The sequence below is a fragment of the Gordonia sp. Swx-4 genome (genome assembly GCF_030316175.1).
In the GTDB taxonomy this organism is placed as follows: Bacteria; Actinomycetota; Actinomycetes; order Mycobacteriales; family Mycobacteriaceae; genus Gordonia; species Gordonia alkanivorans.
This window is the reverse complement of the sequence record NZ_CP128197.1, coordinates 1,782,093-1,803,640: the sequence shown is the minus strand read 5'-3', so window position 1 is coordinate 1,803,640 and position 21,548 is coordinate 1,782,093. Positions and strand designations below refer to the sequence as shown.

The following is a 21,548-nucleotide window of genomic DNA, read 5'->3' as shown; positions in this document are numbered from 1 at the left end:
CTGAGGCCAGGGCCCGTCGAACCCTGAGGCCTAGGGCGCGAACGGCGGCGTGAGCTCCGGCGGTTCGCCGGCGGCGCTGCGCGCGTTGAGGACGACGCCCGCGAGGGTGCGGACACCGATCGCCAGGGCACGTTCGTCGAGGTCGAAGTTCGGTGCGTGCAGATCGACCTGCGGGCCGAAACCGTCCCACACGCCGAGCCGGGCCATCGCGCCCGGCACCTGCTCGAGGTACCAGGAGAAGTCCTCGCCGCCGGGTGACTGCGGGGTGGCGGCGACGGCGTCGGGGCCGATCGCGGCGACCGCGCGTTCCAGCATGCCCACGGCGATCTCGTCGTTGACCACGGGCGGCACACCCCGGAAGTAGGAGAGGTCGTAGCGCACGCCGAGCGGCGCCAGGAGTTCGCCGACGACGCTGCGGACCAGCGGTTCGAGCGCGGCCCAGGTGTCGTGGTCGCCGGTGCGTACCGTGCCGCGCATCCTGCCTTCCTGCGGGATGGCGTTGGCGGCGCTGCCGGCGTTGGCCGCACCCCACACCATCACGGTTCCCGAGCGCGGGTCGACGCGCCGCGACAGAACCCCGGGCAGCCCGGTGATCACGGTGCCCATCGCGTAGATCAGGTCGCCGGTCAGGTGCGGGCGGGACGTGTGGCCGCCCGCGGAGTGGAGTTGCAGGTCGATGTGGTCGGCCGCCGAGGTCAGCGGACCCGACCGCAGGCCGACGGTGCCGACGGGCAGACGCGGATCGCAGTGCAGCGCGAAGATGCGTCCGAGCCCGCTGGTCACTCCGGCCTCGATGGCGTCGAGCGCACCGCCGGGCATGACCTCCTCGGCCGCCTGGAAGATCAGCCTGACCCCCACCGGGAGCGGTCCGGCCGAGGCCAGGAGCTTGGCCACGCCGATCAGGACCGCCGTGTGGGCGTCGTGTCCGCAGGAGTGGGACGCACCCTCGACCGTCGAGGTGAACGGGAGGCCGGTGTGTTCGGTGACGGGCAGCGCGTCCATGTCGGCGCGCAGGCCGATCCGCGGTTCGCCGGCCGGCCCGAGGTCGCAGACGACGCCGGTACCCAGCGGGAGCCGACGCGGGTCGAGCCCCGCGGCCGACAGCTCGGCCATCACCAGTTCGGTGGTGCGCACCTCTTGCCGGGACAGTTCGGGGTGGGCGTGGAGGTCGCGCCGCCAGGCGATCAACCGAGGACCGTGCGCGGCCAGCCATGCGTCGATGATCTTCGACGCGTCGGGCAGGCTGCCCGCCTGCGCACCGGTCACGACAGGACCCCGGCGGGAGTCGGGACGGCGAGGTCGGCGAGCAGCGGTCCGCGGAGTCCCCGCTTGATCAGCGCGAGGTTGGGACCCACCGTCGCGGCACGGGCTGTGGCGATCTCGGCGGCGCGGGCGGTCAGTCGATCCGCCTCCACCGCCTCGTCGACGATGCCGGCGGCGACCGCATCGGCGGCACCGTAGCGGCGGCTGGTGTACATCGCCTCGGTCGCGGTCCGGTCGGTGAGTCGCGTGCGCAGGAGCGTCGACATGCCGCGGGTGAACGGCATGTTCAGGGCCGCCTCGGGCAGCGACCAGAAGCCGCGCTCGGTGCGCATCACCAGGTGGTCGGCGCAGAGGGCGAGCATGGCGCCGGCGCCGAAGGCGTGCCCGTTGACGGCCGCGACCGTCGGCACCGGGAGGGTGAGGATCGTGGCGTACAGCGCGTGCACCCGGTCGAGGTATGCGGGCAGCTGATCCGGCGCGGCGAAGATGTGGTCGGTGTCGAGCCCGTTGGTGAAGAACTTGCCGGTCGCGGTCAGCACCAGCGGACGCTTCGGGTCGGCGCTCACCTCAGCGAGCAACCGTTCCACCTCGTCGAGCCATTCCAGACGGAAGCGGTTCTCGGGGTTCGGCTCGTCGAGCTCGGCGCCCTTGGCCCCGAGATGGAGTTCGACGACCTCCCCGACCTCGTTGAGATATGGCATGAACTGACCTTATCGCTCCGCGGAGTCCACTCCGCGCACGGCGCTCGCACGACGCCGCAGTGCCGCACCGGCGTCGGGATCACCGTCTAGGGTTGGCGCATGGATCCCACTGCCGACGCCGACGCCGCGGCCATCGTCGCGGCCGCCACCATCGCCGCCGAGACCGACGCCGCCGCACACGATGTGGCCGTGATCCTCGGTTCCGGGTGGGCCCCGGCGGCCGACGCGTTCGGTGCACCGATCCGTTCGCTGCCGATGTCCTCGATCCCCGGCTTCACCCCGCCCAAGGCTGCCGGCCACGGTGGCGTGATCCATTCCGTGCGGGTCGGTGACCGCCGAGTCCTGTTGATGCTCGGCCGGATTCACGCCTACGAGGGTCACGACCTCGCGCGGGTCGTGCATCCGGTGCGTACCGCGGCGGCCGCCGGCGTCCACACGGTCGTGCTCACCAACGCCGCCGGTGGTCTGCGCGAGGACATGTCGGTGGGTCAGCCGGTGCTCCTCTCCGACCATCTCAACCTGACCGCGCGTTCCCCGCTGGTCGGCGCGCAGTTCGTCGACCTCGTGGACGCCTACTCCCCGCGGCTGCGCGGGATCGCCCGCCGCGTGGACCCGGCGCTCGCCGAGGGTGTTTACGCCGGCCTGCCCGGACCGCATTACGAGACCCCCGCCGAGATCCGCATGCTGCGCACGCTGGGCGCCGACCTGGTCGGCATGTCCACGGTGCACGAGACCATCGCCGCCCGGGCCGCGGGACTCGAGGTCCTCGGGGTCTCGCTGGTGACCAACCTGGCCGCCGGGATGACCGGTGAACACCTCAGTCACGCCGAGGTACTCGAGGTCGGGCGTACATCGGCGACGCGTATGGGCGAACTGCTCGCCCAGATCATCGGCGAGCTGTAGAACCGATCCCGGCGGCGATTCCTTCCCCGACGAGTCCCGACAGAACTCGAGGAGCACCATGACCTACCCACCCGACGGTTCCGGCGGTTACCCGCCCGGCGGTTACCCGCCCGGCGGGCACCCGGGCGCCTACGGGCCGGGTGGCCATCCGCAGGGTCCGCCGCCCCCACCGCCGTGGACATCACCCGCGGTCCTCGTGGCCATCGGCGCCGGCATCCTGCTGGTGGTCGCGGGCGTGCTGGCCGCATTCCTGCTGATACCTGCCGACGAGGAATCGTCCGACGAGGTCGCCGCGAGTTCCACGACCTCGGAGCTCCCGACGGTCACGAGCACGGTCACCCAGTCCCCGCCGACGACCCAGACCACCATCACAACCACGCCGTCGCCGCCGACGAACCGTCCCGCCCCGCCCGTGGCGGGCGCCGATTGGCAGGGATTCGTGACCGGCCCGCGCTGCAACGCCGCCGACGACCCGGCGGTCGCGATCGGTCAGACTTCCCGGTCGCGCGTGGTCATCTGCCAGGTCGGCAACCAGACGGGTCGCTGGTACTACAAGGGGCAGGCACCCGAGGGTGGCATCGAGCTGCAGTTCCCGACCCGTGTCGGCAACACCTTCGAGGCACGCAACGGAGCCGTCCGCTACCTCGTGTCCCCGGCGAGTCTCACCATCGTGGAGGGCGGTTCGGTTCTGGCGAACGAACCGATGCTCGCCTACTGGTCGTCACTCGGCTGACCGATCACGACCGGCCGGCCCGGATCTCCGTCAGCGCGGGCCGAACTGACGGTCGCCGGCGTCGCCGAGTCCCGGCACGATGTAGTTGACGTCGTCGAGGCCCTCGTCGATCGCGGCCACGACGAGACGGCACGGATGGCCCGACTTCTCGAGCAACTCCACACCCTGGGGTGCCGCGACGACGCAGACCGCGGTGATGTCGGTGGCGTTGCGCGCGACGAGCAGTTCGATCGTGTGCAGCATCGACCCGCCGGTCGCGAGCATCGGGTCGAGGACGAAGACGGGCAGCCCGGAGAGGTCCTCGGGCAGGGACTCGAGATACGGCACCGGCTGGGCGGTCTCCTCGTCGCGGGCGATGCCCACGAAACCGACCCGGGACTCGGGCACCATCGCATGCGCCTGCTCGACCATCCCGAGGCCCGCACGCAGGACCGGGACCAGCAGCGGCGGCTTCGCCAGCCGTGATCCGGTGTGCGGGACCAGTGGCGTCTTGATCTCGAGGTCGGCACGGGGCGCGGCCGCCAGAGCCTCGTAGATCAGCATCTGGGTGAGATCCGAGAGTGCCGCACGGAATCCGGCGTTGTCGGTGGTCTCGTCTCGCATCGTCGTCAGACGAGCGGCGGCGAGAGGATGGTCGACGATCAGGCGTTCCATGCCGACCAGACTATTTCCTGTGCCTCACCCACGTGCGCATTGAGGTATCGCGCAACGCCGCCGACGAGGTTCGATCGCACCCGATGGAACCGAACCGGCGCCCGCCGCGTCAGAAACCCATGAGCCCGCGATCCACGGCCCCATCCGCCGTCCTCCCCCCTCCCGGGAATGCCCGGGAAACCGTCCTGATGACGAAATCACCGGCGCTGCAGGAATTCTCGTCGACGCACCGCGCCGGGAGCGTGCTGGTCGGCGATCAGGCCCGCACCGACGAGGCGGCTCTGGTCGACCTCGCGATCACGTTCGGGATCATCGGCGCGGAGTTCCTCGCCGCGGTGGTCGAGTTCCTGCGGGTCCACCGGAGCAACCTCGAGACGACGGCGGCGCGGCAGCAACAGGTCGCGTCGGCCACCCGCCGCGCCGACGAGACCTACCTCGCCTGCGACTGCGCGGCCGCCGACCGGGGGTTCACCCTCTGATGCTCGACGCCGCGATGTTCGCCGAACCCCTACGACAGCTCGTCGCCGCGCTGGGCACCGGCGTCCTCGCGCCGGGCAATCCGGCGGAGACGATCCGTGCCGCAGCGGATGCTGTCGACGCCGCACGCCGTGGATCGACCGCCGCCACCGAAGCGGTGCGCACGCACTGGGAGGGCTCCGGCGCCGCGGCGGCCGTCGACGCCACGGGACGAGTTCAGCAGAGCATGGGCATGCTGACCGACGACGCCGACGACTTCGCCCGCCTCGTCGAGAGCGCCGGCGGAAAGGTGCAGTCGGCGTCGACCCGACTCCTCGGCCTGGTGGACTCCCTCGAACGTCGGGCTCGCGCCTTCGGGAGCGAGCTGTTCACCCCGGCCGGGCTGCTGACGATGCTGCCGGTGGCGGCCGGGCATCTCGGCCGTGGTCTCGAGATCGTCGCTCGCACACGTGCCGACCTCCGCTCCGACACCGATGCGATGGAGGCCCTCGGCCGGCGGATCGCACCCGCATCGGTCACGACCACCCGCGGCCCGGCCACCGCTGAGCGACTGTCGGTGTCGCCGGTGTCCGGAGGCGTGCCGATCACGCTCCCCGACGGTTCGGTGGCGTACGCGCCGAACGAGCGGGCGGCGAAGGCAGTGCGCGCGGCACTGAGCCAGCGGGGTGTTCCTTATCTCTGGGGCGGGACGACGCCCGCCGGTTTCGACTGCAGCGGTTTCACCAGATGGGCATATCGGCAGGCCGGTCTCGATCTCCCCCGCCTGGCCCAGGATCAGGACACCGCCGGAATCCGCGTGTCACAGGCCCAACTACAGCCCGGCGATCTCGCCGTGTGGTCCGGGCACGTGGCCATGTACATCGGCAACGATCAGATGATCGAGGCCGGCGATCCGGTCGGCGTCTCACCGGTTCGGACCACGAATCTCGACCAGACCTTCGAAGGATTCTTCCGGCCCCGATGACGACTCGGCACGAAAACCGTTCGGCCTCTGTGGGGGCACTACTGGATCCACGGCGATCAATCGCTAGGCTGTGTCCCCATGGCCGGAGACATCGTCCCGATTGAGCTCGGACTCACCGACGGAAACAGCTTCACCCTGTGGGCACCCCGCTGGCGAGAGGGTGACGACGAGTGGGAGGCGTTCCTCGGTCTCGACGAGGATCTCTACGTCCTGCCCGGCGTCGCCGAGCTCGCGGCCTTCGTCCGCACCAATGACGACAACGACCTCGTCGAGCATCCGGCGTGGCCGACCATCGTCGGCGTGCAGGCCGAGGAGTTGATCCCGGACGAGCGCCACACCTACGACCTGGTGGGCGTGCCCGAGCTGGCCGCCGAGGATCCGACCCCCGAGGTCATCGCCGAACTCGAGGACGCGCTCGAGATCGTGCGCATCCTGGGTGAGGTCTGCGAACTGACCGCGATCACGAAGTTCTTCAACGGCAACCCGATCCTGGGTGCGGTCACCACCGGTACCCGCAACTTCGAGGGCCGCGAGGGCACCGACCTCTGGGTCCGCATCGGCCGTCTCATCGCCAAGCACTGGGACGACGTCCTCGACGCCATCGACGAGGTCATCACCACGCCGAAGGTCGACGCCAAGGCAGTCGAGACCGCCGAGGCCGAACTCGAGGCCGCCGCCTCCGCCGAAGACGAAGACGAACCGGACGACGACGACATCGAGATCGTCGAGACCGCGGACGACACCGTCGACGAAGACGAGGACGACGACGAAGATGACGATGACGATGACGATTACGACGACGACGATTTCTGGGCGTCGGTCGGCATCGACCCGATCAAGATCGTCACGAGCGGCAACGAGTACCTGACGCTGCGCTGCTACCTCGGCGACGACCCGGTGTTCCTGGGCGCCAAGGGCAAGATCTTCGTGTTCACCTCGGCGCGGTCGCTCTCACGTTTCCTCGCCGACGACAACGCCCACGATCTGGCCGAGCTGACGACGTTCGAGGACATCCGGACCGAGGCCACCAACGGCTCACTCGAATTCGACGTCATCGACGACAACGTCTACGTGCTGCCCGGACTCGCCGAGGACATCGCCGACGGACCCCGCCGCATGGACCGCGATCAGCTCGACCTCGCCGTCGAACTGTTCACCGACGCAGCCGACTACGCCGGCGACGACACCGTCAACGAGGCACTGGGCACGTCGACTCCCCTCGGCTGGTTCGTCGACTACACCGTCAACCCCGACCCGAAGCGGATGGCCCCGAGCGGACCGTTCGACAACGAGGCCGAGGCCTGGCGCGCGCTCGAACACGACTTCGAGACCCGGCTCGTCAAGAAGGGCTAGCCCGAGCCGAGCAGTACCGCGTAACCCGGCTTGATCACGTCGTCGATCACCGCGAGCCGTTCGTCGAAGTGGATGAACGCCGACTTCATGGCGTTGACCGTGAAGCGTTCGAAATCGGCCCAGCCGTAACCGAACTGGTCGGCGAGCAGGCCGAACTCCTTGCTCATCGTGGTGTCGCCCATGAGCCGGTTGTCGGTGTTGACGGTGACCCGGAACCGGAGTCGGGCCAGCACGTTGAACGGGTGCTCGGCGAGCGAGCTGACCGCCCCGGTCTGCACATTCGAACTCGGGCACAGCTCGAGCGGAATCCGCTTGTCGCGCACGATGTTCGCGATCAGACCGAGCTTCGCCCCGGTGAAGGAGTGCGCTGCGAGGTCGACGCCGTCGGGGAGTTCGACGTCGTCGAAGACGCGCACTCCGTGGCCGAGACGGTCGGTGCCGCAGAAGCCGATGGCCTCGTGGATCGACGGCAGGCCGAATGCCTCGCCCGCGTGGATGGTGAACGGCGCGGAGTTGGCGCGCATGTACTCGAAGGCGTCGAGATGACGGGTCGGCGGGTGACCGGCCTCGGCGCCGGCGATGTCGAAGCCGACGACGCCGCGATCGCGGTAGCGCACCGCGAGTTCGGCGATCTCCCGCGAGCGGGCCGCGTGCCGCATCGCGGTGACCAGACAGCGGACGATGATCGTCTTCCCGCGGTCGGCGGCGATCCGCTCACCGTCGGCGAATCCGCGCAGCACCGCCTCGACCACCTCGTCGAGGGTGAGCCCGGCCTCGAGATGCTGTTCGGGTGCGTAGCGGACCTCGGCGTAGACGACGTTGTCGTCGGCGAGGTCCTCCACGCACTCACGCGCCACCCGCTCGAGAGCGTCGACGGTCTGCATGACGGCGACGGTGTGGGTGAAGGTCTCCAGATATCGCTCGAGGGACCCGCTGTCGGCGGCCTCGCGGAACCAGCGGCCCAGCCCGACCGCGTCGTCGACCGGCAGTCCGTCGTAGCCGACGTCGTGCGCGAGTTCCAGGACGGTCGCCGGCCGCAGCCCGCCGTCGAGGTGGTCGTGCAGGAGCACCTTGGGCGCGAGGGTGAGATGCGCCGGATCCAGCGTCGTCATCTTGTGAACCTAACCGAATCGATGATCAGTGGCCGGTCGCCGACGCCGCTCGTGTCGCCATCGGTGTCCTCGATCCGCACCGCACCACCGAGACTCGAGCGCGCGCCCGCGATCCGGTCCTCATCCTGCGTGTGCAAGGTGAACAGCGGTTGGCCGGCGCGGACACGGTCGCCCGGTTTGGCGTGGATCATGACACCCGCCTCCGCCGAGACCGATTCACCGGGCTTGGACCGTCCACCGCCCAGTCGCCAGGCCGCGTCCCCCACCGCACGCGCGTCCATGCCGGTCACGACGCCGTCGCGGGCGGCGGTGAACACATCCTGATGCCGGGCAACCGGGAGCGGGGCATCCGGGTCGCCACCCTGCGCGGAGATCATCGACCGCCAGGCGTCCATCGCCCGGCCGTTGGCCAGATGCTCGGCGGGATCGGCGTCGGGAAGGCCTGCGGCGTCGAGCATCTCGCGAGCGAGTGCCAGGGTCAGCTCGACGACGTCGGCGGGTCCGCCGCCGGCGAGCACCTCGATCGATTCGGCGACCTCGACGGCGTTGCCGACGGTCAGGCCCAGCGGAACGCTCATGTCGGTGATCAGCGCCCGGGTGTCGACCCCGGCGTCGTGTCCGAGTTCGACCATCGTCGACGCCAGTTCGCGGGCATCGGACTCGTCGGGCAGGAAAGCGCCCGATCCGGTCTTCACATCGAGGACCAGCGCGCCGGTGCCCTCGGCGATCTTCTTGCTCATGATCGAGGTGGCGAGCAGCGGGATGGACTCGACCGTCCCGGTGACGTCACGCAGCGCGTAGAGCTTGCGGTCGGCGGGAGCGAGGTCGGCGCCGGCGGCGCAGATGACCGCGCCGACGCGTTCGAGCTGGGTGAACATCTCCTCGGTGCTCAACTCGGCCCGCCAGCCCGGGATCGATTCCAGCTTGTCGAGGGTGCCGCCGGTGTGGCCCAGACCCCGACCGGACAGCTGCGGCACCGCGACGCCGAACGAGGCTACGAGCGGCGTCAGGGGCAACGTGATCTTGTCGCCGACGCCGCCCGTGGAGTGTTTGTCGACCGTGATCAGCCGACGACCGTCGCGACGCAGGCCCGTCAGGTCCATCCGACGTCCGCTGTCGATCATGGCCCGGGTCCAGGTCGCGATCTCCCGGCGGTTCATCCCGCGTAGATAGACGGCCATCAACAACGACGACATCTGCTCCGGGGCGACCTCGCCGCGGGTGTAGCCGTCGACCATCCACGCGATCTGCGCGTCGCTGAGTTCGCCGCCCCCACGCTTGGTCGCGATGACCGAGACGGCGTGGATCACCTCGTCGGCGGTCTCGATCTCCGACGTCACGACACGACCTGGGCGATGTCGTCGGGCCCGAAGGCGTCGGGCAGCAGGTCGGAGAGGAGACGCGGACCGGCGGGGTGATCGACGAGGAGGTCACGGCCGCCGTGTTCGAGGAGCACCTGCCGGCACCGCCCGCACGGCATCAGGACCTTGCCGGAGGCGTCGGTGACGGTCACCGCACGCAGGGACTTGTCACCTTGTGAGATCAACTGTGCGACCAGCGAGACCTCGGCGCAGATCCCCAGACCGTATGAGACATTTTCCACATTGCAACCTGCGACGACACGCCCGTCGGAGGTGACTCCCGCGGCCCCCACGGGGTAGTGCGAGTACGGGGCGTAGGCATGGGACAGCATCTCAGTTGCTCTGTGTCGCAGGACATTCCACTGGATTTCGGTACTCACGCCCACCTCCTGGCAAATGGTGTAACCAACCGGACATGCGCAGTTCATCGGCGCAAAAGCTTGGGTAAGGCAAACCTAAGTCGTAATGTCTTGTGCCTCAAATCGGTTCGGGCAATTTATCACCGGAATGGGCATGGGTTTAGAGTCTCTTGTCATGGGTCCATGGTCGAGTCGGAGCATGCCGATTCGACGCGTCCATCGACGATGTTGGAGGCCACTTTTCCGATGAGCACCTCGACCGAAGTCGCACCTGACCCGGTGCGTCGACGTTCCCTGTATCGCGGCGACCCGGGCATGTGGTCCTGGGTTCTGCACCGCATCACGGGCGTCACCATCTTCTTCTTCTTGTTCGTACACGTGTTGGACACCGCGGTCATCCGCGTCGATCCCAACCAGTACGACCAGATCATCGAAACCTACAAGACCCCGATCATCGGTCTCATGGAGATCGCGCTGGTCGCGTGTGTCCTGTTCCACGCCTTCAACGGCGTGCGCCTGATCCTGGTGGACTTCTGGTCCAAGGGTCCCAAGTACCAGCGGCAGATGCTGTGGGTCGCCCTGACCCTGTTCGTCGTCGTGTTCGGTGCCGGCGCGATCCGCCTGCTGCAGATCCTGTTCAGCCACCTGTAGGAGACACCAGAGATGACCACCTCGGAAGCCACCGGTGTCGCCAAGACCCTCGGCAAGGAACACGACCGTCCGGCGAGCCTGGACAATCCCCGTTCGCCCCGCAAGCCCAAGGGCGGCAACTTCGAGAAGAACGCATGGATGTTCATGCGCTTCTCCGGCCTGATCCTCGTCTTCCTGACCATCGGCCACATGTTCATCATGCTGGCCTGGGACGGCGGCGTGCACCGCATCGACGCCTCGTTCGTCGCCGCTCGCTGGAGTTCACCCGGCTGGCAGATCTGGGATCTGACCATGCTGTGGCTGGCCCAGCTGCACGGCGGCAACGGTGTCCGCACCGTCATCGCCGACTACTCGCGCAAGGACTCGACCCGATTCTGGCTCAACGTGCTGCTGGCCGTGTCGATGATCCTGACCCTGGTGCTGGGCACCTACGCGATCCTCACCTTCGACGTCAACAGCGTCGGCTAAAGGAGACCAAGAACATGCAGGAACACCGCTACGACGTCGTCATCGTGGGCGCCGGCGGCGCCGGGATGCGCGCGGCGATCGAAGCCGCACCGCGTGCCCGCACCGCGGTTCTGACCAAGCTCTACCCCACCCGTAGCCACACCGGCGCGGCTCAGGGCGGCATGTGCGCCGCGCTGGCCAACGTCGAGGAGGACAACTGGGAGTGGCACACCTTCGACACCGTCAAGGGTGGTGACTACCTCGCCGATCAGGACGCCGTCGAGATCATGGCCAAGGAGGCCATCGACGCGGTGCTCGATCTGGAGAAGATGGGTCTCCCGTTCAACCGGACGCCCGAGGGCAAGATCGACCAGCGTCGCTTCGGCGGGCACACCCGCGACCACGGCAAGTCGCCCGTGCGTCGTGCCTGCTACGCCGCCGACCGCACCGGTCACATGATCCTGCAGACGCTGTACCAGAACTGCGTCAAGCACGACGTCGAGTTCTTCAACGAGTTCTACGCACTCGACATCTGCCTCACCGAGAACGAGGACGGCGAGCAGGTCGCGACCGGTGTCGTCGCCTATGAGCTGGCCACCGGTGAGATCCACGTCTTCCACGCCAAGTCGATCGTCTTCGCGACCGGCGGCTCGGGCCGCATGTACAAGACGACGTCGAACGCGCACACGCTGACCGGTGACGGCATGGGCATCATCTTCCGCAAGGGCCTGCCGCTCGAGGACATGGAGTTCCACCAGTTCCATCCGACCGGCCTGGCCGGCCTCGGCATCCTCATCTCGGAGGCCGTCCGCGGTGAGGGCGGCATCCTGCGCAACGCCGACGGCGAGCGTTTCATGGAGCGCTACGCCCCCACCATCAAGGACCTCGCGCCCCGCGACATCGTCGCCCGCTCGATGGTTCTCGAGGTGCTCGAGGGCCGTGGCGCCGGACCGAACAAGGACTACGTCTACATCGACGTGACGCACCTCGGCGAGGACGTCCTCAACGAGAAGCTCCCGGACATCACCGAGTTCGCCCGCACCTACCTCGGCGTCGACCCGGTCACCGAGTACGTGCCGGTGTTCCCGACCTGCCACTACGTCATGGGCGGCATCCCGACCAACATCAACGGTCAGGTGTTGCGCAACAACGACGAGGTCGTCCACGGCCTGTACGCCGCCGGTGAGTGTGCCTGCGTGTCGGTGCACGGCGCCAACCGCCTCGGCACCAACTCGCTGCTCGACATCAACGTCTTCGGACGCCGCGCCGGCATCGCCGCCGCCGAGTACGCCAACAACGCCGAGTTCGCCGAGCTGCCCGAGCAGCCGACCGAGATGGTCGACAGCTGGCTCGACCTGCTCCTGTCGGATCACGGCCACGAGCGTGTCGCCGACATCCGCACCGAGCTGCAGGCGTCGATGGACAACAACGCGTCGGTGTTCCGCACCGAGGAGACCCTCAAGCAGGCACTGACCGACATCCACCGCTTCAAGGAGCGTTACGCGCACATCCGCGTCCACGACAAGGGCAAGCGTTTCAACAGCGACCTCCTCGAGGCGATCGAGCTGGGCTTCCTGCTCGAGATGGCCGAGGTCACCGTGGTGGGCGCCCTCAACCGCAAGGAGTCGCGCGGCGGACACGCCCGCGAGGACTACCCGGATCGCGACGACGTGAACTACAAGCGTCACACCATGGCGTACAAGAAGGGCACCGACCTTCTCGCGGACATCGAGTTGGACTACAAGCCAGTGGTCGAAACCCGTTACGAGCCGATGGAGCGTAAGTACTGATGACATCTGTTCTGGACAAGCCCGCACCGTCCTCCGACGAGCCGCCGCTACCCCCGGTGCCCGAAGAGGCCACCATGGTGACGCTCAAGATCGCCCGGTTCAACCCGGAGAATCCGGATGCCCAGGGCTGGGAGAGCTTCCGCGTCCCGGCGCTCCCGACGGACCGCCTGCTCAACCTGCTGCTGTACGTGAAGGGCTACCTCGACGGCACCCTGACCTTCCGCCGCAGCTGCGCGCACGGCGTGTGCGGCTCGGACGCCATGCGCATCAACGGCGTCAACCGTCTCGCCTGCAAGCTCCTCATGAAGGACATGCTCCCCAAGGACAAGTCCAAGGAGATCACCATCACCATCGAGCCGATCCGCGGCTTGCCGGTGGAGAAGGATCTCGTGGTCGACATGGAGCCGTTCTTCGACGCCTACCGCGCCATCAAGCCGTTCCTGATGACCACGGGCAACGAGCCGACCCGCGAGCGCATCCAGAGCCAGAGCGACCGCGCCCGCTTCGACGACACCACCAAGTGCATCCTCTGTGCCTGCTGCACCACGAGCTGCCCGGTGTTCTGGACCGAGGGTTCCTACTTCGGCCCGGCCGCGATCGTCAACGCGCACCGCTTCATCTTCGACAGCCGTGACGAGGGCGCCGTCGAGCGTCTCGACATCCTCAACGACGTCGACGGCGTGTGGCGCTGCCGCACGACCTTCAACTGCACCGACGCATGCCCCCGCGGCATCCAGGTCACGCAGGCGATCTCGGAGGTCAAGCGCGCACTCATGTTCTCGCGCTAATCGATTCAGCTTTCTCTGCAGCCCGGCAACGGCCCGCACCGATCTCGGTGCGGGCCGTTGTTCGTCGACGCCTCGCCCTGGAAGATCCCCGCGATGATCGAGTCCACCAGCGCCGCTTCTTCCTCGGGAGCCGCCGGCCAGAGCAACATCGTCAGGACCGACCGGATCGCGAACCGCGCGGCGACGGCGTCGTCGGGGTCGATGCCGATGAGTTCCGCGGCGACGGCCAGCACGGTCGGTGAGGCGAGCACGGTCGGTGTCGTCGCGATCAGACTTCCCGGCCGGAGGAACTGGCGGATCACCCGGTCTGCACGCAGGGCGCCGACCGCCGCGGTGATCGCGATCCGTGCGCGCTCCTCCCCTGTCGTACCGGCGGCCTCCTCGCGGATCGATTCCAGGACCGGGGCGGCGGTCGTCGACAGCACCGCCTCGATCAGCTGGGCACGGCCGCCCGCATGGCGGTAGATCGTCGCTCGTGAGCAGTGCGCTCGGACGGCCAGTTCGTCGACACTGAACGCGTCGAGTCCACGGGAGGCGATCAGCGCCGCGGCCTGGGAGACGAGCCTCCTCCGTGCCGCGTCGCCACGATCGCCACCCACGAGCCAGTCAGCCATCCACGCCCCTTCGTCGTCGCTTCTCATCATGAGACAACAAGCAACCCCTTGCGTGTGTTTCAGCCCAGGTCAGGGTCCATCGATGAGACATCGATGCCGGACGTCACGAGCCGTTCGTATCGACTTCGAAGGGAACCGTTGTCCCGGCCGCGCCCGTCGGCGACGCTGGGGACATGCTCGCACTCGACGACCCCGCCTTCCTGTCGCGCTTCCACACCGGGTTCCCGGTACAGCAGATCGGCGACTCCCCGTTCTTCGCCGTCGGCTCCTGGAATCTCATCGCCGATGTGGTGCGACGACCCGAGGACTTCTCGTCGAACCTGACCGCCACGATGGTCTGCCACGACGACGGATCGGTGTCGGAGTTCCCGGTCGCCGGACTCGGCGATGCGATGCACGTCCTGGCCACCGCCGACGGCCCGCGCCACCGACTCCATCGGTCGCTGGTCATGCCGTCGCTGACACCCGCGCGCATCCGGGCACTGGAACCCTACGTCGCCGAGGTCGTGGACACCGCCTGGTCCGAGGGCCTCGACGAGGACACGATCGATTGGACGACCGCTGTGGCACAACGCGTCCCGATAACCGTGGTCACCGAGCTCCTCGGTCTCCCCCACGAGGACATCGACGATCTCGCCCACTGGGCGGGTGCTACCAACGTGCTGATCGACGGTGTGATCACCCCCGGCCAACTCACCACCGCGACCACCGCGGTCGCCGAACTCACCGCCTATCTCGGCGACGCGCTGGACTCGGCGCTACGGAACGAACGGGAGGGCACGCCGGGACGAGGGGTCCTCGCCGACATCGCGTCGGCCGTGGCCCGGGCCGACCTGGACCGTCCGGCGGCGGTGATGATTCTCCTGCAACTCGTCGCGGCGGGGTCCGACTCCACTGTCAGCCTCCTGACCAACGCGGTCCGGATCCTGGCGCGACACCCCGAGGTCGCCGCACGGTTGCGCCACGCGCCCGACCTCATCCCGGCCTTCGTCGAGGAGGCCCTGCGCCTGGAATCCCCGTTCCGGGGCCACTTCCGGCACGTCGTCGCCGACACCACGCTGGGTGACGCCCACCTCCCGGCCGGCTCGCACATCTATCTCATGTGGCGCGTGGGCAACCGAGATCCCGAGCACTTCGACGCCGCGCCGGCCATCGACCTCGACCGTGCGACCGCGCGGTCCGGACACGGCTCGCACCTGGCGTTCGGCAAGGGACTGCACCTGTGCGTGGGAGCCGGCCTGGCCCGCCTGCAGGGCCGCCTGGCGATCGCCCGGTTACTCGGCGCCGCAACGGATTTCCGGCAGACCGCGACCCGCGAACTGACACTCGTCCGATGACCCGGGGAACCGATCGGCACCCGGCTGCGTCCAAGAAGGACCCAGTCACCCCGCCGAACGGAGCGCCGTCGTGGTCCGAATCCTGTACCTCCGCCTACTCCTCACCCTCCTGACCGGCACCGCCCTGTGTCTGGCGGTGTTCTCACCCGCCACGGCGGCACCGGCCCCCGCCCCCGAGCCCCAACGGATCACGATCACCCTGACCTCGGACCGGCAGCACAACGGCGCCGCCGTATGGTTCGACGCAGCCGCCCGTCTCCGCACCCAGACCCACGTCCCGCTCACGCACCAGGACGGACACACGAGGTTGTGGTCGGCATCCCTGGTGTACACGAGACATTCGCCGGGCGAACCACTCGACGCGCTATTCCAGTCCGGCGGAGGATTTTCCAGATGTCAGATCTGGGTTGAGTCCGAACTCGTCGCCGAGGACTCCGCCCGCGGACACGAACCGACGAGCAGGTGCCGAGCGCGCAATTGAGCCGGGTTTCGTACTTACAGGGAGGAATCGGGAGCAGAATCGTACTCTGTCTCTCGTCGTGAACATGTGAGCGGAGAACCAGCATGGCGGAGCGCATCGAGACCGAGGCGGTCGGAGGCGGCGGCGAGGCCGGCCTCGTGGGCGATCCCGGCAACAAGGGCCTGCGACTCGGTTCGATCGGGCTGATGGGCAACGTCATCATCGGCTTGTCCGCCGTCGCACCGGCTTACAGCCTCGCCGCCACCCTCGGCTACGTGGTCGACAGCGTCCACGACAAGGCCCCGGCGATGTTCGTCCTCGCCTTCATCCCGATGTTGCTCGTCGCCTTCGCCTATCGCGAACTGTCCCGCGACACCCCGGACTGCGGCACGACGTTCACTTGGGGCACAAAGGCTTTCGGTCCGTGGGTCGGCTGGATCGGCGGGTGGGGCCTCGCCGTGTCGGCGATCATCGTGCTCGCCAACGTCTCCGAGATCGCCGCGCTGTACCTGTTCAAGTTCCTCGGCCTCCACGGCCTCGCCGACAGCCTGCTCGCGAAGATCCTGCTCGGCAGTTTCTTCATCATCGCGATGACGTGGATCAGCATCCGCGGCATCGTCATCAGCGAACGCATGCAGGCCATCCTGATGTTCGTCCAGTTCGCCGTGCTCATCATCGCGAGCGTGATCGCGCTGGTGAAGGTCGGCACCGGCCGGGCCGGCGAGCAGGCGGTCACCCCGGAGTGGTCCTGGTTGTGGCCCAGCGGTCTCGACCAGTCGCAGATCGCCGCGGCGATCATCCTGTGCATCTTCATCTACTGGGGCTGGGATGCGTGCCTGGCGATCAGCGAGGAGACCAAGGACCCCGACAAGACCCCCGGCCGAGCCGCCCTCCTCACATGCGTAATCCTGGTCGCCACCTACGTGCTGGTCGCCTACGCGGTCCAGTCGTTCGCCGGGTTCGGCGACACCGGGATCGGACTCGGGAACGACGCGAACGACGAGGACGTCCTGACGATCCTGGGAGACCCGGTAGCGGGCGCGGTCATGTCGTCGGCACTACTGTTGACGGTCTGCGTCTCCGCGCTGTCCTCGACCCAGTCCACGATCCTGCCCACCGCACGCGGCAGCCTCTCGATGGCCGTCTACAAGGCACTGCCCGAGAAGTTCGCCTCGATCCACCCGCGCTACATGACACCCGCCTTCGGTACCGGCGTCATGGGTGCCGCCGCCCTCACCTTCTACCTGGTCCTCTCACTGCTCAGCCAGGACACCCTCGCCGACTCCATCGCGTCTCTCGGGCTCGCGGTCGCCTTTTACTACGGGATCACCGCCTTCGCCTGCGTCTGGTACTTCCGCTCGAGCCTGTTCGCCTCCGCACGGAACTTCCTCCTGCGCGGCCTCTTCCCGCTCCTCGGCGGCCTCGCCATGGCCGCGGCCTTCATCCGCTCGGCGATCGACATGATCTCGCCGGACTACGGCGCCACCTCGGTCGGCGGGATCGGTGGCGTCTTCGTCCTCGGCGTGGGCATGCTGGTTCTCGGAATCCCGCTGATGCTCGCCTGTTTCGCCCACAACAGCGACTTCTTCCGGGGCAAGACACTGACCGCGACCACCGAGGTGAAGGTTCCCGATGTCTACTGAGACCGCCGCGACCCGACCCGACCCGGAGACGCCCGACGACCCGACCGCTCCCCGGCTCACGGTCGGATATCTCGCGACCCCCTCGGGCGCCGACGGTGTCGTGCTGGCCGTGGCGCTCGCGCGCGTGACCGGCGCGGCCATCGATCTCGTGTGTGTGGTTCGCCCGACGCCCTACGACGGCCAGCCCGGACTCGCCCAGTACCAGCAGCGCATCGAGGCACAGGCCGCCGACTGGCTCCGCGAGGGTGCCGCGCTGATCCCGCCGGGCTTCTCCTATCGCACCGTCGTCACGGTCAACGAGTCCTTCGCCGACGGTCTCGCTTCCCGCGCGGTCGCCACCGGGGCCAGGATGATCGTCGTCGGCGGCACGGGCGACGGGCTGCTGAGTCGGCACACGCTCGGCACCATCAGCAACGAACTCGTCCACTCCTCGCCGGTTCCGGTCGCGTTGGCGCCGCGCGGATATGCGGATCGGGTCGACGCGGTCCTCGACATGGTGACCGTTGCCGTCCCGGTCAAACCCGGCACCGACAATCCCCTCCCGTTCGCCGAGAAACTCGCCGAACGCGCGAAGCTCGACCTCCGGCTGCTGTCGCTGGTCTCCCTCGAATCCCCCTTCGACGACGACTCGTCGAGAGATGTGCGAACCGCGCAGATCACCGTCGCGCGTGAACTCCTCGAGAAGACTCGCGCCGAGGTGAACTCCGAGCTCGAGGTCGACGTCGTCGTCGCCGACGGTGCGACGCTCGACGAGGCGCTGGCCAATCTCCCCTGGGACGCCAACGACATCGTCGCCATCGGCTCCGGCCACCTCGGATCGCCGAACCGGGTCTTCCTCGGCAGCACCGCTTCTCGCATCCTCCGGTGGACGACGGCACCGGTTATCGTGGTCCCCAAGAGCGGCTGACCGGTCGCGCCCACGGGCGACGGCGTCAGCTGTCGAAACCCAGCCCGATCTTGTCCAGCAACGCGAGCCATGCTCCGCGGCGTCCGTTGCGGCGCTCGCTGCGCGCCATCTGCTGGCGGGTCAACGTGATACCCGCCCAGCGGACCGGTTCCGGCGGGAACGGTAAGGGCTTGCGGCGCACCATTTCCAGGGCGGTGCGTTCCGTCCGCAGACCGTCGACGAGGTCGAGGGCGGCCGCGGCCGCGAAATGCGAGGCGCCGACGCCGAGTCCGGTGAAGCCCACCGCCGTCACCACGCGCCCACCGTGGGAGGTGTCCCAGAAGGCGCAGAACCGCGAGCAGGTGTCGATCACCCCGCCCCACGTGTGCGTCGCGGTGATCCCCTCGAGCTGCGGGAACACCTGCAGCAGATGCTCACCGAGCAACGCCCATTCGGCGGGCCGGCGGGCGCGGCGGGGGTCGTCGTCGGACCCGAAGTGATATGGCGCATCCCAGCCGCCGAACAGCATCCGGTTGTCGGCGGTGAGCCGGAAGTAGTGAAACCGTGGACCGCTGTCGGCGAGTCCCTCTCGCCCGGTCCAGCCCAGGGAGGCGAGCTGTTCGTCGGACAACGGTTCGGTCATCAGCGCGTAGTCCCACACCGGGACCGTGTAGAGCCGCAGCCTACGGACCAGGGATCGGCTCGCCGACGTCGCGACCACGACCCGGTCGGCGCGTATCTGCCCGAAATCCGTTCGGGCGCAAACCTTGTCACCCGCCTGTCCCGAGGCCAGGGCCAACACCTCAGTGTTCTCGAAGATCCGCACGCCGAGTCGTTCGGCTGCATCGGCGAGGCCGAACGCGAGTTTGGCGGGGTCGATGATCAGAACATTCGGGTCGTAGAGAGCGCCGCGGACCATCGGTGAGTTGACGCGTTCCCGGGCCGCGGATGTGTCGAGCAGGACGAGATCCTCGCCGAGTGCCTGCCCGGCGGCCGCGGTCTCGGCGAGGTCGTCGAACTGCCAGTCGGTGGTCGCGAGGTCGAGTTCCCCGGTGCGCTCGACGTCGGCGTCGATGCCCAGACGTGTCAACGTGTCCTGGATGGCGTCGAGTGTCTCGCGACCCATGCGCAGCAGCGTGGGCATCTCGTCGGGGAACCGCTGCAACCCGTTACCGAGTCCGTGCGTGAGGCTGGCGGCACAGAAGCCGCCGTTGCGTCCGGAAGCATGTTCGGCGATCCGGTCACGTTCGACGAGCACGATCGATCGGGACGGATTCCGTTCCGCGGCCTGCACCGCCGCCCACAGGCCGGTGAAGCCGCCGCCGATCACCAGCAGATCGGCACCGGTCTCGCCGACGAGTCGGGGCCGGTGTTCGGGACGCAGGTCGCGGTCGAGCCAGTAGGGGCGGGCCGCGGCGTGCGCGACCATCTCGACGCCCCGGTCGGTCGGCCGGGAGGCCCACGTCCGGCCGGTCACGCCGTCGGGCCGTCCAGGCTGAAGATCGTTCGGTGCCATTCCTTTTCGGCGACGCCGTGAATGTCACTCATGACGTGCTTGACGAGCAGGTACTCGTCGAGGGAGTAGGTCGACATGTCCTTGCCGAAGCCGGAGGCGCCGTATCCGCCGTGCGGCATCTCGCTGATGATCGGGATGTGGTCGTTGATCCAGACACAGCCGGCGTGGATCTCGCGCGAAGCCCGTTGTGCGCGATACACATCGCGCGTCCACGCCGACGCCGCGAGGCCGTACGGGGTGTCGTTGGCGCGACGGATCGCATCGTCGTCGTCGGTGAAGCGGCTGACCGCGAGCACCGGCCCGAACACCTCGTCGCGGTAGATCTCCGAGTCCTCGGCCACGTCGGCGACGAGGGTCGGCGGGTAGAAGGCGCCCGGCCCGTCGGGGACGGTACCGCCGATGACCACGCGCGCTCCCGCTGCCCGTGCACGGTCCACCATCCCGGCCACCTTCTCGCGGTGGCGTCGGGAGATGAGGGAGCCGAGATCGGTTGCCGGATCGGTGGGATCACCGATGACGACCCGCGACATCAGGTCGGCGACGCCGTCGACGAAGTCGTTGTAGAGCGCGGGCGCGACGATCGCGCGGGTGGCCGCGGTGCAGTCCTGACCACCGTTGATGATCGAGCCCGCGACCGCACCATGGATCGCGGCCTGCAGGTCGGCGTCGTCGAAGACGACGAACGGCGCCTTGCCGCCGAGTTCGAGCTGGATGCGGGCGCCGGTGGTGGCGGCCTGTGCCATCACCTGCCGGCCGACCGCGGTCGAACCGGTGAAGGTCACCATGTCGACGCCGGGATGCCCGGCGAGATGGGCGCCGGCTTCCGGACCGGTGCCGACGACGATGTTGAGGACACCGTCGGGCAGTCCGGCCTCGGTGGCGATGCGGGCCATCGTGAGGGTGGTCAGCGGCGTGATCTCGGCGGGCTTCAGCACCACCGCGCAGCCGGCGGCCAGTGCCGGGATGACCTTCCAGACCGCCATCTGCAGCGGATAGTTCCAGGGCGTGATGGTGCCGACGACTCCGACCGGTTCCCGGCGGATCGACGAGGTGTGGTCCCCCGAGTACTCCGCGCTCGCCTTGCCGTCGAGATTGCGTGCGACGCCGGCGAAGAACTCGACGTTGTCGATCGATCCGGGGATGTCGAAATCGGTCGCGAGCCGGACCGGCTTACCGGTGTGGGCGACCTCTTCGGCGATCAACACGTCGGACTCCGCGTCGAGCGCCCTGGCCAACGCGAGCAGAACTCCCGCCCGTTCGGCCGGGGTCGCACGACCCCAGGACGGCTGTGCGGCGCGGGCACTGGCGACCGCGGCGTCTACGTCGCCGCGACCTGCGAGTTTCACGGTCCCGACCGGCTCATCCGTGGCAGGATTGACCACGATGTGATCGGTACCGGTCGAGTGATGGGGCTTTCCGTCGATCCAGCCGGACGGAATGCTGGTTGGTGAGGACATACCCCCAGATCCTACCGCCGCCGTTGCGGATTCACGTGTCGAAATCCGGTTTCATTGCGGTTTCAGTCGTGCGTGTTGC

The 21,548-nt window shown here is 68.4% G+C and carries 22 protein-coding genes; 13 read left to right on the top strand and 9 right to left on the bottom strand.

All coding sequences use genetic code 11. The annotated features are described in order from the left end of the window. Window positions 1–30: 30 nt before the first annotated feature. Window positions 31–1,266, bottom strand: a complete 1,236-nt coding sequence (locus PWF70_RS08305; protein WP_155225166.1) for an amidohydrolase — start codon at window positions 1,264–1,266, stop codon at window positions 31–33. After that, window positions 1,263–1,964, bottom strand: coding sequence for an enoyl-CoA hydratase/isomerase family protein (locus PWF70_RS08300; protein ID WP_241549004.1), 702 nt, complete (start codon window positions 1,962–1,964; stop codon window positions 1,263–1,265). Before PWF70_RS08300 ends, PWF70_RS08305 begins: the two co-directional genes overlap by 4 nt. Window positions 1,965–2,063: 99 nt before the next feature. On the opposite strand from PWF70_RS08300, the gene PWF70_RS08295 reads away from it, so the two are divergent. Both PWF70_RS08295 and PWF70_RS08290 read left to right on the top strand, forming a co-directional pair. Continuing rightward, entirely contained in the window at window positions 2,064–2,867 is an 804-nt protein-coding gene (locus PWF70_RS08295) for a purine-nucleoside phosphorylase (RefSeq protein ID WP_006359209.1), read from the top strand. 58 nt (window positions 2,868–2,925) lie between these two features. After that, window positions 2,926–3,600, top strand: a complete 675-nt coding sequence (locus PWF70_RS08290; RefSeq protein WP_280088657.1) for a hypothetical protein — start codon at window positions 2,926–2,928, stop codon at window positions 3,598–3,600. Window positions 3,601–3,630: 30 nt separating this feature from the next. Here PWF70_RS08290 and upp read toward each other — a convergent pair whose 3' ends face one another. Then, window positions 3,631–4,254 carry a uracil phosphoribosyltransferase gene (gene upp / locus PWF70_RS08285; RefSeq protein WP_006359207.1) on the bottom strand — a complete coding sequence of 208 codons (624 nt, stop codon included), beginning with the start codon at window positions 4,252–4,254 and terminating at the stop codon, window positions 3,631–3,633. Between the two features lie 188 nt (window positions 4,255–4,442). On the opposite strand from upp, the gene PWF70_RS08280 reads away from it, so the two are divergent. From PWF70_RS08280 to PWF70_RS08270, 3 genes are all read left to right on the top strand, one after another. Beyond that, a complete protein-coding gene (locus PWF70_RS08280) occupies window positions 4,443–4,733 on the top strand; it encodes a type VII secretion target (RefSeq protein ID WP_155225164.1) in 291 nt (96 codons plus the stop codon). Further along, window positions 4,733–5,695, top strand: a complete 963-nt coding sequence (locus tag PWF70_RS08275; protein ID WP_280088656.1) for a C40 family peptidase — start codon at window positions 4,733–4,735, stop codon at window positions 5,693–5,695. The genes PWF70_RS08280 and PWF70_RS08275 overlap by 1 nt, the downstream gene beginning before the upstream one ends. Window positions 5,696–5,773: 78 nt before the next feature. Beyond that, window positions 5,774–7,048: a SatS C-terminal domain-containing protein gene (locus PWF70_RS08270; RefSeq protein WP_280088655.1), complete on the top strand. Its 1,275-nt coding sequence runs from the start codon at window positions 5,774–5,776 to the stop codon at window positions 7,046–7,048. Here the strand turns inward: PWF70_RS08270 and PWF70_RS08265 are convergent. The 3 genes from PWF70_RS08265 to PWF70_RS08255 are packed head-to-tail and all read right to left on the bottom strand — an operon-like array spanning window position 7,045 to window position 9,901. Continuing rightward, window positions 7,045–8,160, bottom strand: a complete 1,116-nt coding sequence (locus tag PWF70_RS08265; protein WP_241549005.1) for an adenosine deaminase — start codon at window positions 8,158–8,160, stop codon at window positions 7,045–7,047. The two genes, PWF70_RS08270 and PWF70_RS08265, sit on opposite strands and share 4 nt — an antisense overlap. Beyond that, window positions 8,157–9,500, bottom strand: a complete 1,344-nt coding sequence (locus PWF70_RS08260) for a thymidine phosphorylase (protein WP_006359202.1) — start codon at window positions 9,498–9,500, stop codon at window positions 8,157–8,159. Before PWF70_RS08260 ends, PWF70_RS08265 begins: the two co-directional genes overlap by 4 nt. Continuing rightward, on the bottom strand, window positions 9,497–9,901 hold the full coding sequence (locus PWF70_RS08255; RefSeq protein WP_241549006.1) for a cytidine deaminase: 405 nt from the start codon (window positions 9,899–9,901) through the stop codon (window positions 9,497–9,499). The genes PWF70_RS08260 and PWF70_RS08255 overlap by 4 nt, the downstream gene beginning before the upstream one ends. A 225-nt stretch (window positions 9,902–10,126) precedes the next feature. Between PWF70_RS08255 and sdhC the strand changes: the two genes are divergently transcribed. Genes sdhC through PWF70_RS08235 form a run of 4 tightly spaced genes read left to right on the top strand, consistent with a single transcriptional unit; the run spans window position 10,127 to window position 13,556 of the window. Beyond that, window positions 10,127–10,531: a succinate dehydrogenase, cytochrome b556 subunit gene (sdhC, locus tag PWF70_RS08250; RefSeq protein ID WP_006359200.1), complete on the top strand. Its 405-nt coding sequence runs from the start codon at window positions 10,127–10,129 to the stop codon at window positions 10,529–10,531. Between the two features lie 12 nt (window positions 10,532–10,543). Next, the gene (locus PWF70_RS08245) at window positions 10,544–10,999 is read left to right on the top strand and encodes a succinate dehydrogenase hydrophobic membrane anchor subunit (RefSeq protein WP_005195959.1); all 456 of its coding nucleotides are present in this window, start codon (window positions 10,544–10,546) and stop codon (window positions 10,997–10,999) included. Window positions 11,000–11,013: 14 nt separating this feature from the next. After that, a complete protein-coding gene (gene sdhA / locus PWF70_RS08240) occupies window positions 11,014–12,768 on the top strand; it encodes a succinate dehydrogenase flavoprotein subunit (RefSeq protein WP_006359199.1) in 1,755 nt (584 codons plus the stop codon). Next, window positions 12,768–13,556 (top strand): succinate dehydrogenase iron-sulfur subunit, encoded by a 789-nt coding sequence (locus PWF70_RS08235; RefSeq protein ID WP_006359198.1) that lies wholly within the window; start codon window positions 12,768–12,770, stop codon window positions 13,554–13,556. The genes sdhA and PWF70_RS08235 overlap by 1 nt, the downstream gene beginning before the upstream one ends. A 5-nt stretch (window positions 13,557–13,561) precedes the next feature. Here PWF70_RS08235 and PWF70_RS08230 read toward each other — a convergent pair whose 3' ends face one another. Next, window positions 13,562–14,170 (bottom strand): TetR/AcrR family transcriptional regulator, encoded by a 609-nt coding sequence (locus PWF70_RS08230; protein ID WP_035750612.1) that lies wholly within the window; start codon window positions 14,168–14,170, stop codon window positions 13,562–13,564. Window positions 14,171–14,343: 173 nt separating this feature from the next. Between PWF70_RS08230 and PWF70_RS08225 the strand changes: the two genes are divergently transcribed. The 4 genes from PWF70_RS08225 (at window position 14,344) to PWF70_RS08210 (ending at window position 18,517) form a co-directional block, all read left to right on the top strand. Next, window positions 14,344–15,507 (top strand): cytochrome P450, encoded by a 1,164-nt coding sequence (locus tag PWF70_RS08225; protein ID WP_035750610.1) that lies wholly within the window; start codon window positions 14,344–14,346, stop codon window positions 15,505–15,507. Window positions 15,508–15,577: 70 nt separating this feature from the next. Then, window positions 15,578–15,988, top strand: coding sequence for a hypothetical protein (locus PWF70_RS08220; RefSeq protein WP_035750608.1), 411 nt, complete (start codon window positions 15,578–15,580; stop codon window positions 15,986–15,988). Between the two features lie 83 nt (window positions 15,989–16,071). Next, window positions 16,072–17,610: an APC family permease gene (locus tag PWF70_RS08215; RefSeq protein WP_035750605.1), complete on the top strand. Its 1,539-nt coding sequence runs from the start codon at window positions 16,072–16,074 to the stop codon at window positions 17,608–17,610. Then, complete coding sequence (locus PWF70_RS08210; protein ID WP_279938748.1) at window positions 17,600–18,517, top strand: universal stress protein; 918 nt, start codon at window positions 17,600–17,602, stop codon at window positions 18,515–18,517. Before PWF70_RS08215 ends, PWF70_RS08210 begins: the two co-directional genes overlap by 11 nt. A gap of 25 nt (window positions 18,518–18,542) precedes the next feature. Here the strand turns inward: PWF70_RS08210 and PWF70_RS08205 are convergent, their stop codons facing one another. Next, window positions 18,543–19,973 (bottom strand): NAD(P)/FAD-dependent oxidoreductase, encoded by a 1,431-nt coding sequence (locus tag PWF70_RS08205; RefSeq protein ID WP_035750602.1) that lies wholly within the window; start codon window positions 19,971–19,973, stop codon window positions 18,543–18,545. Next, entirely contained in the window at window positions 19,970–21,469 is a 1,500-nt protein-coding gene (locus tag PWF70_RS08200; protein ID WP_035750600.1) for a gamma-aminobutyraldehyde dehydrogenase, read from the bottom strand. The genes PWF70_RS08205 and PWF70_RS08200 overlap by 4 nt, the downstream gene beginning before the upstream one ends. Window positions 21,470–21,548 lie beyond the last annotated feature (79 nt).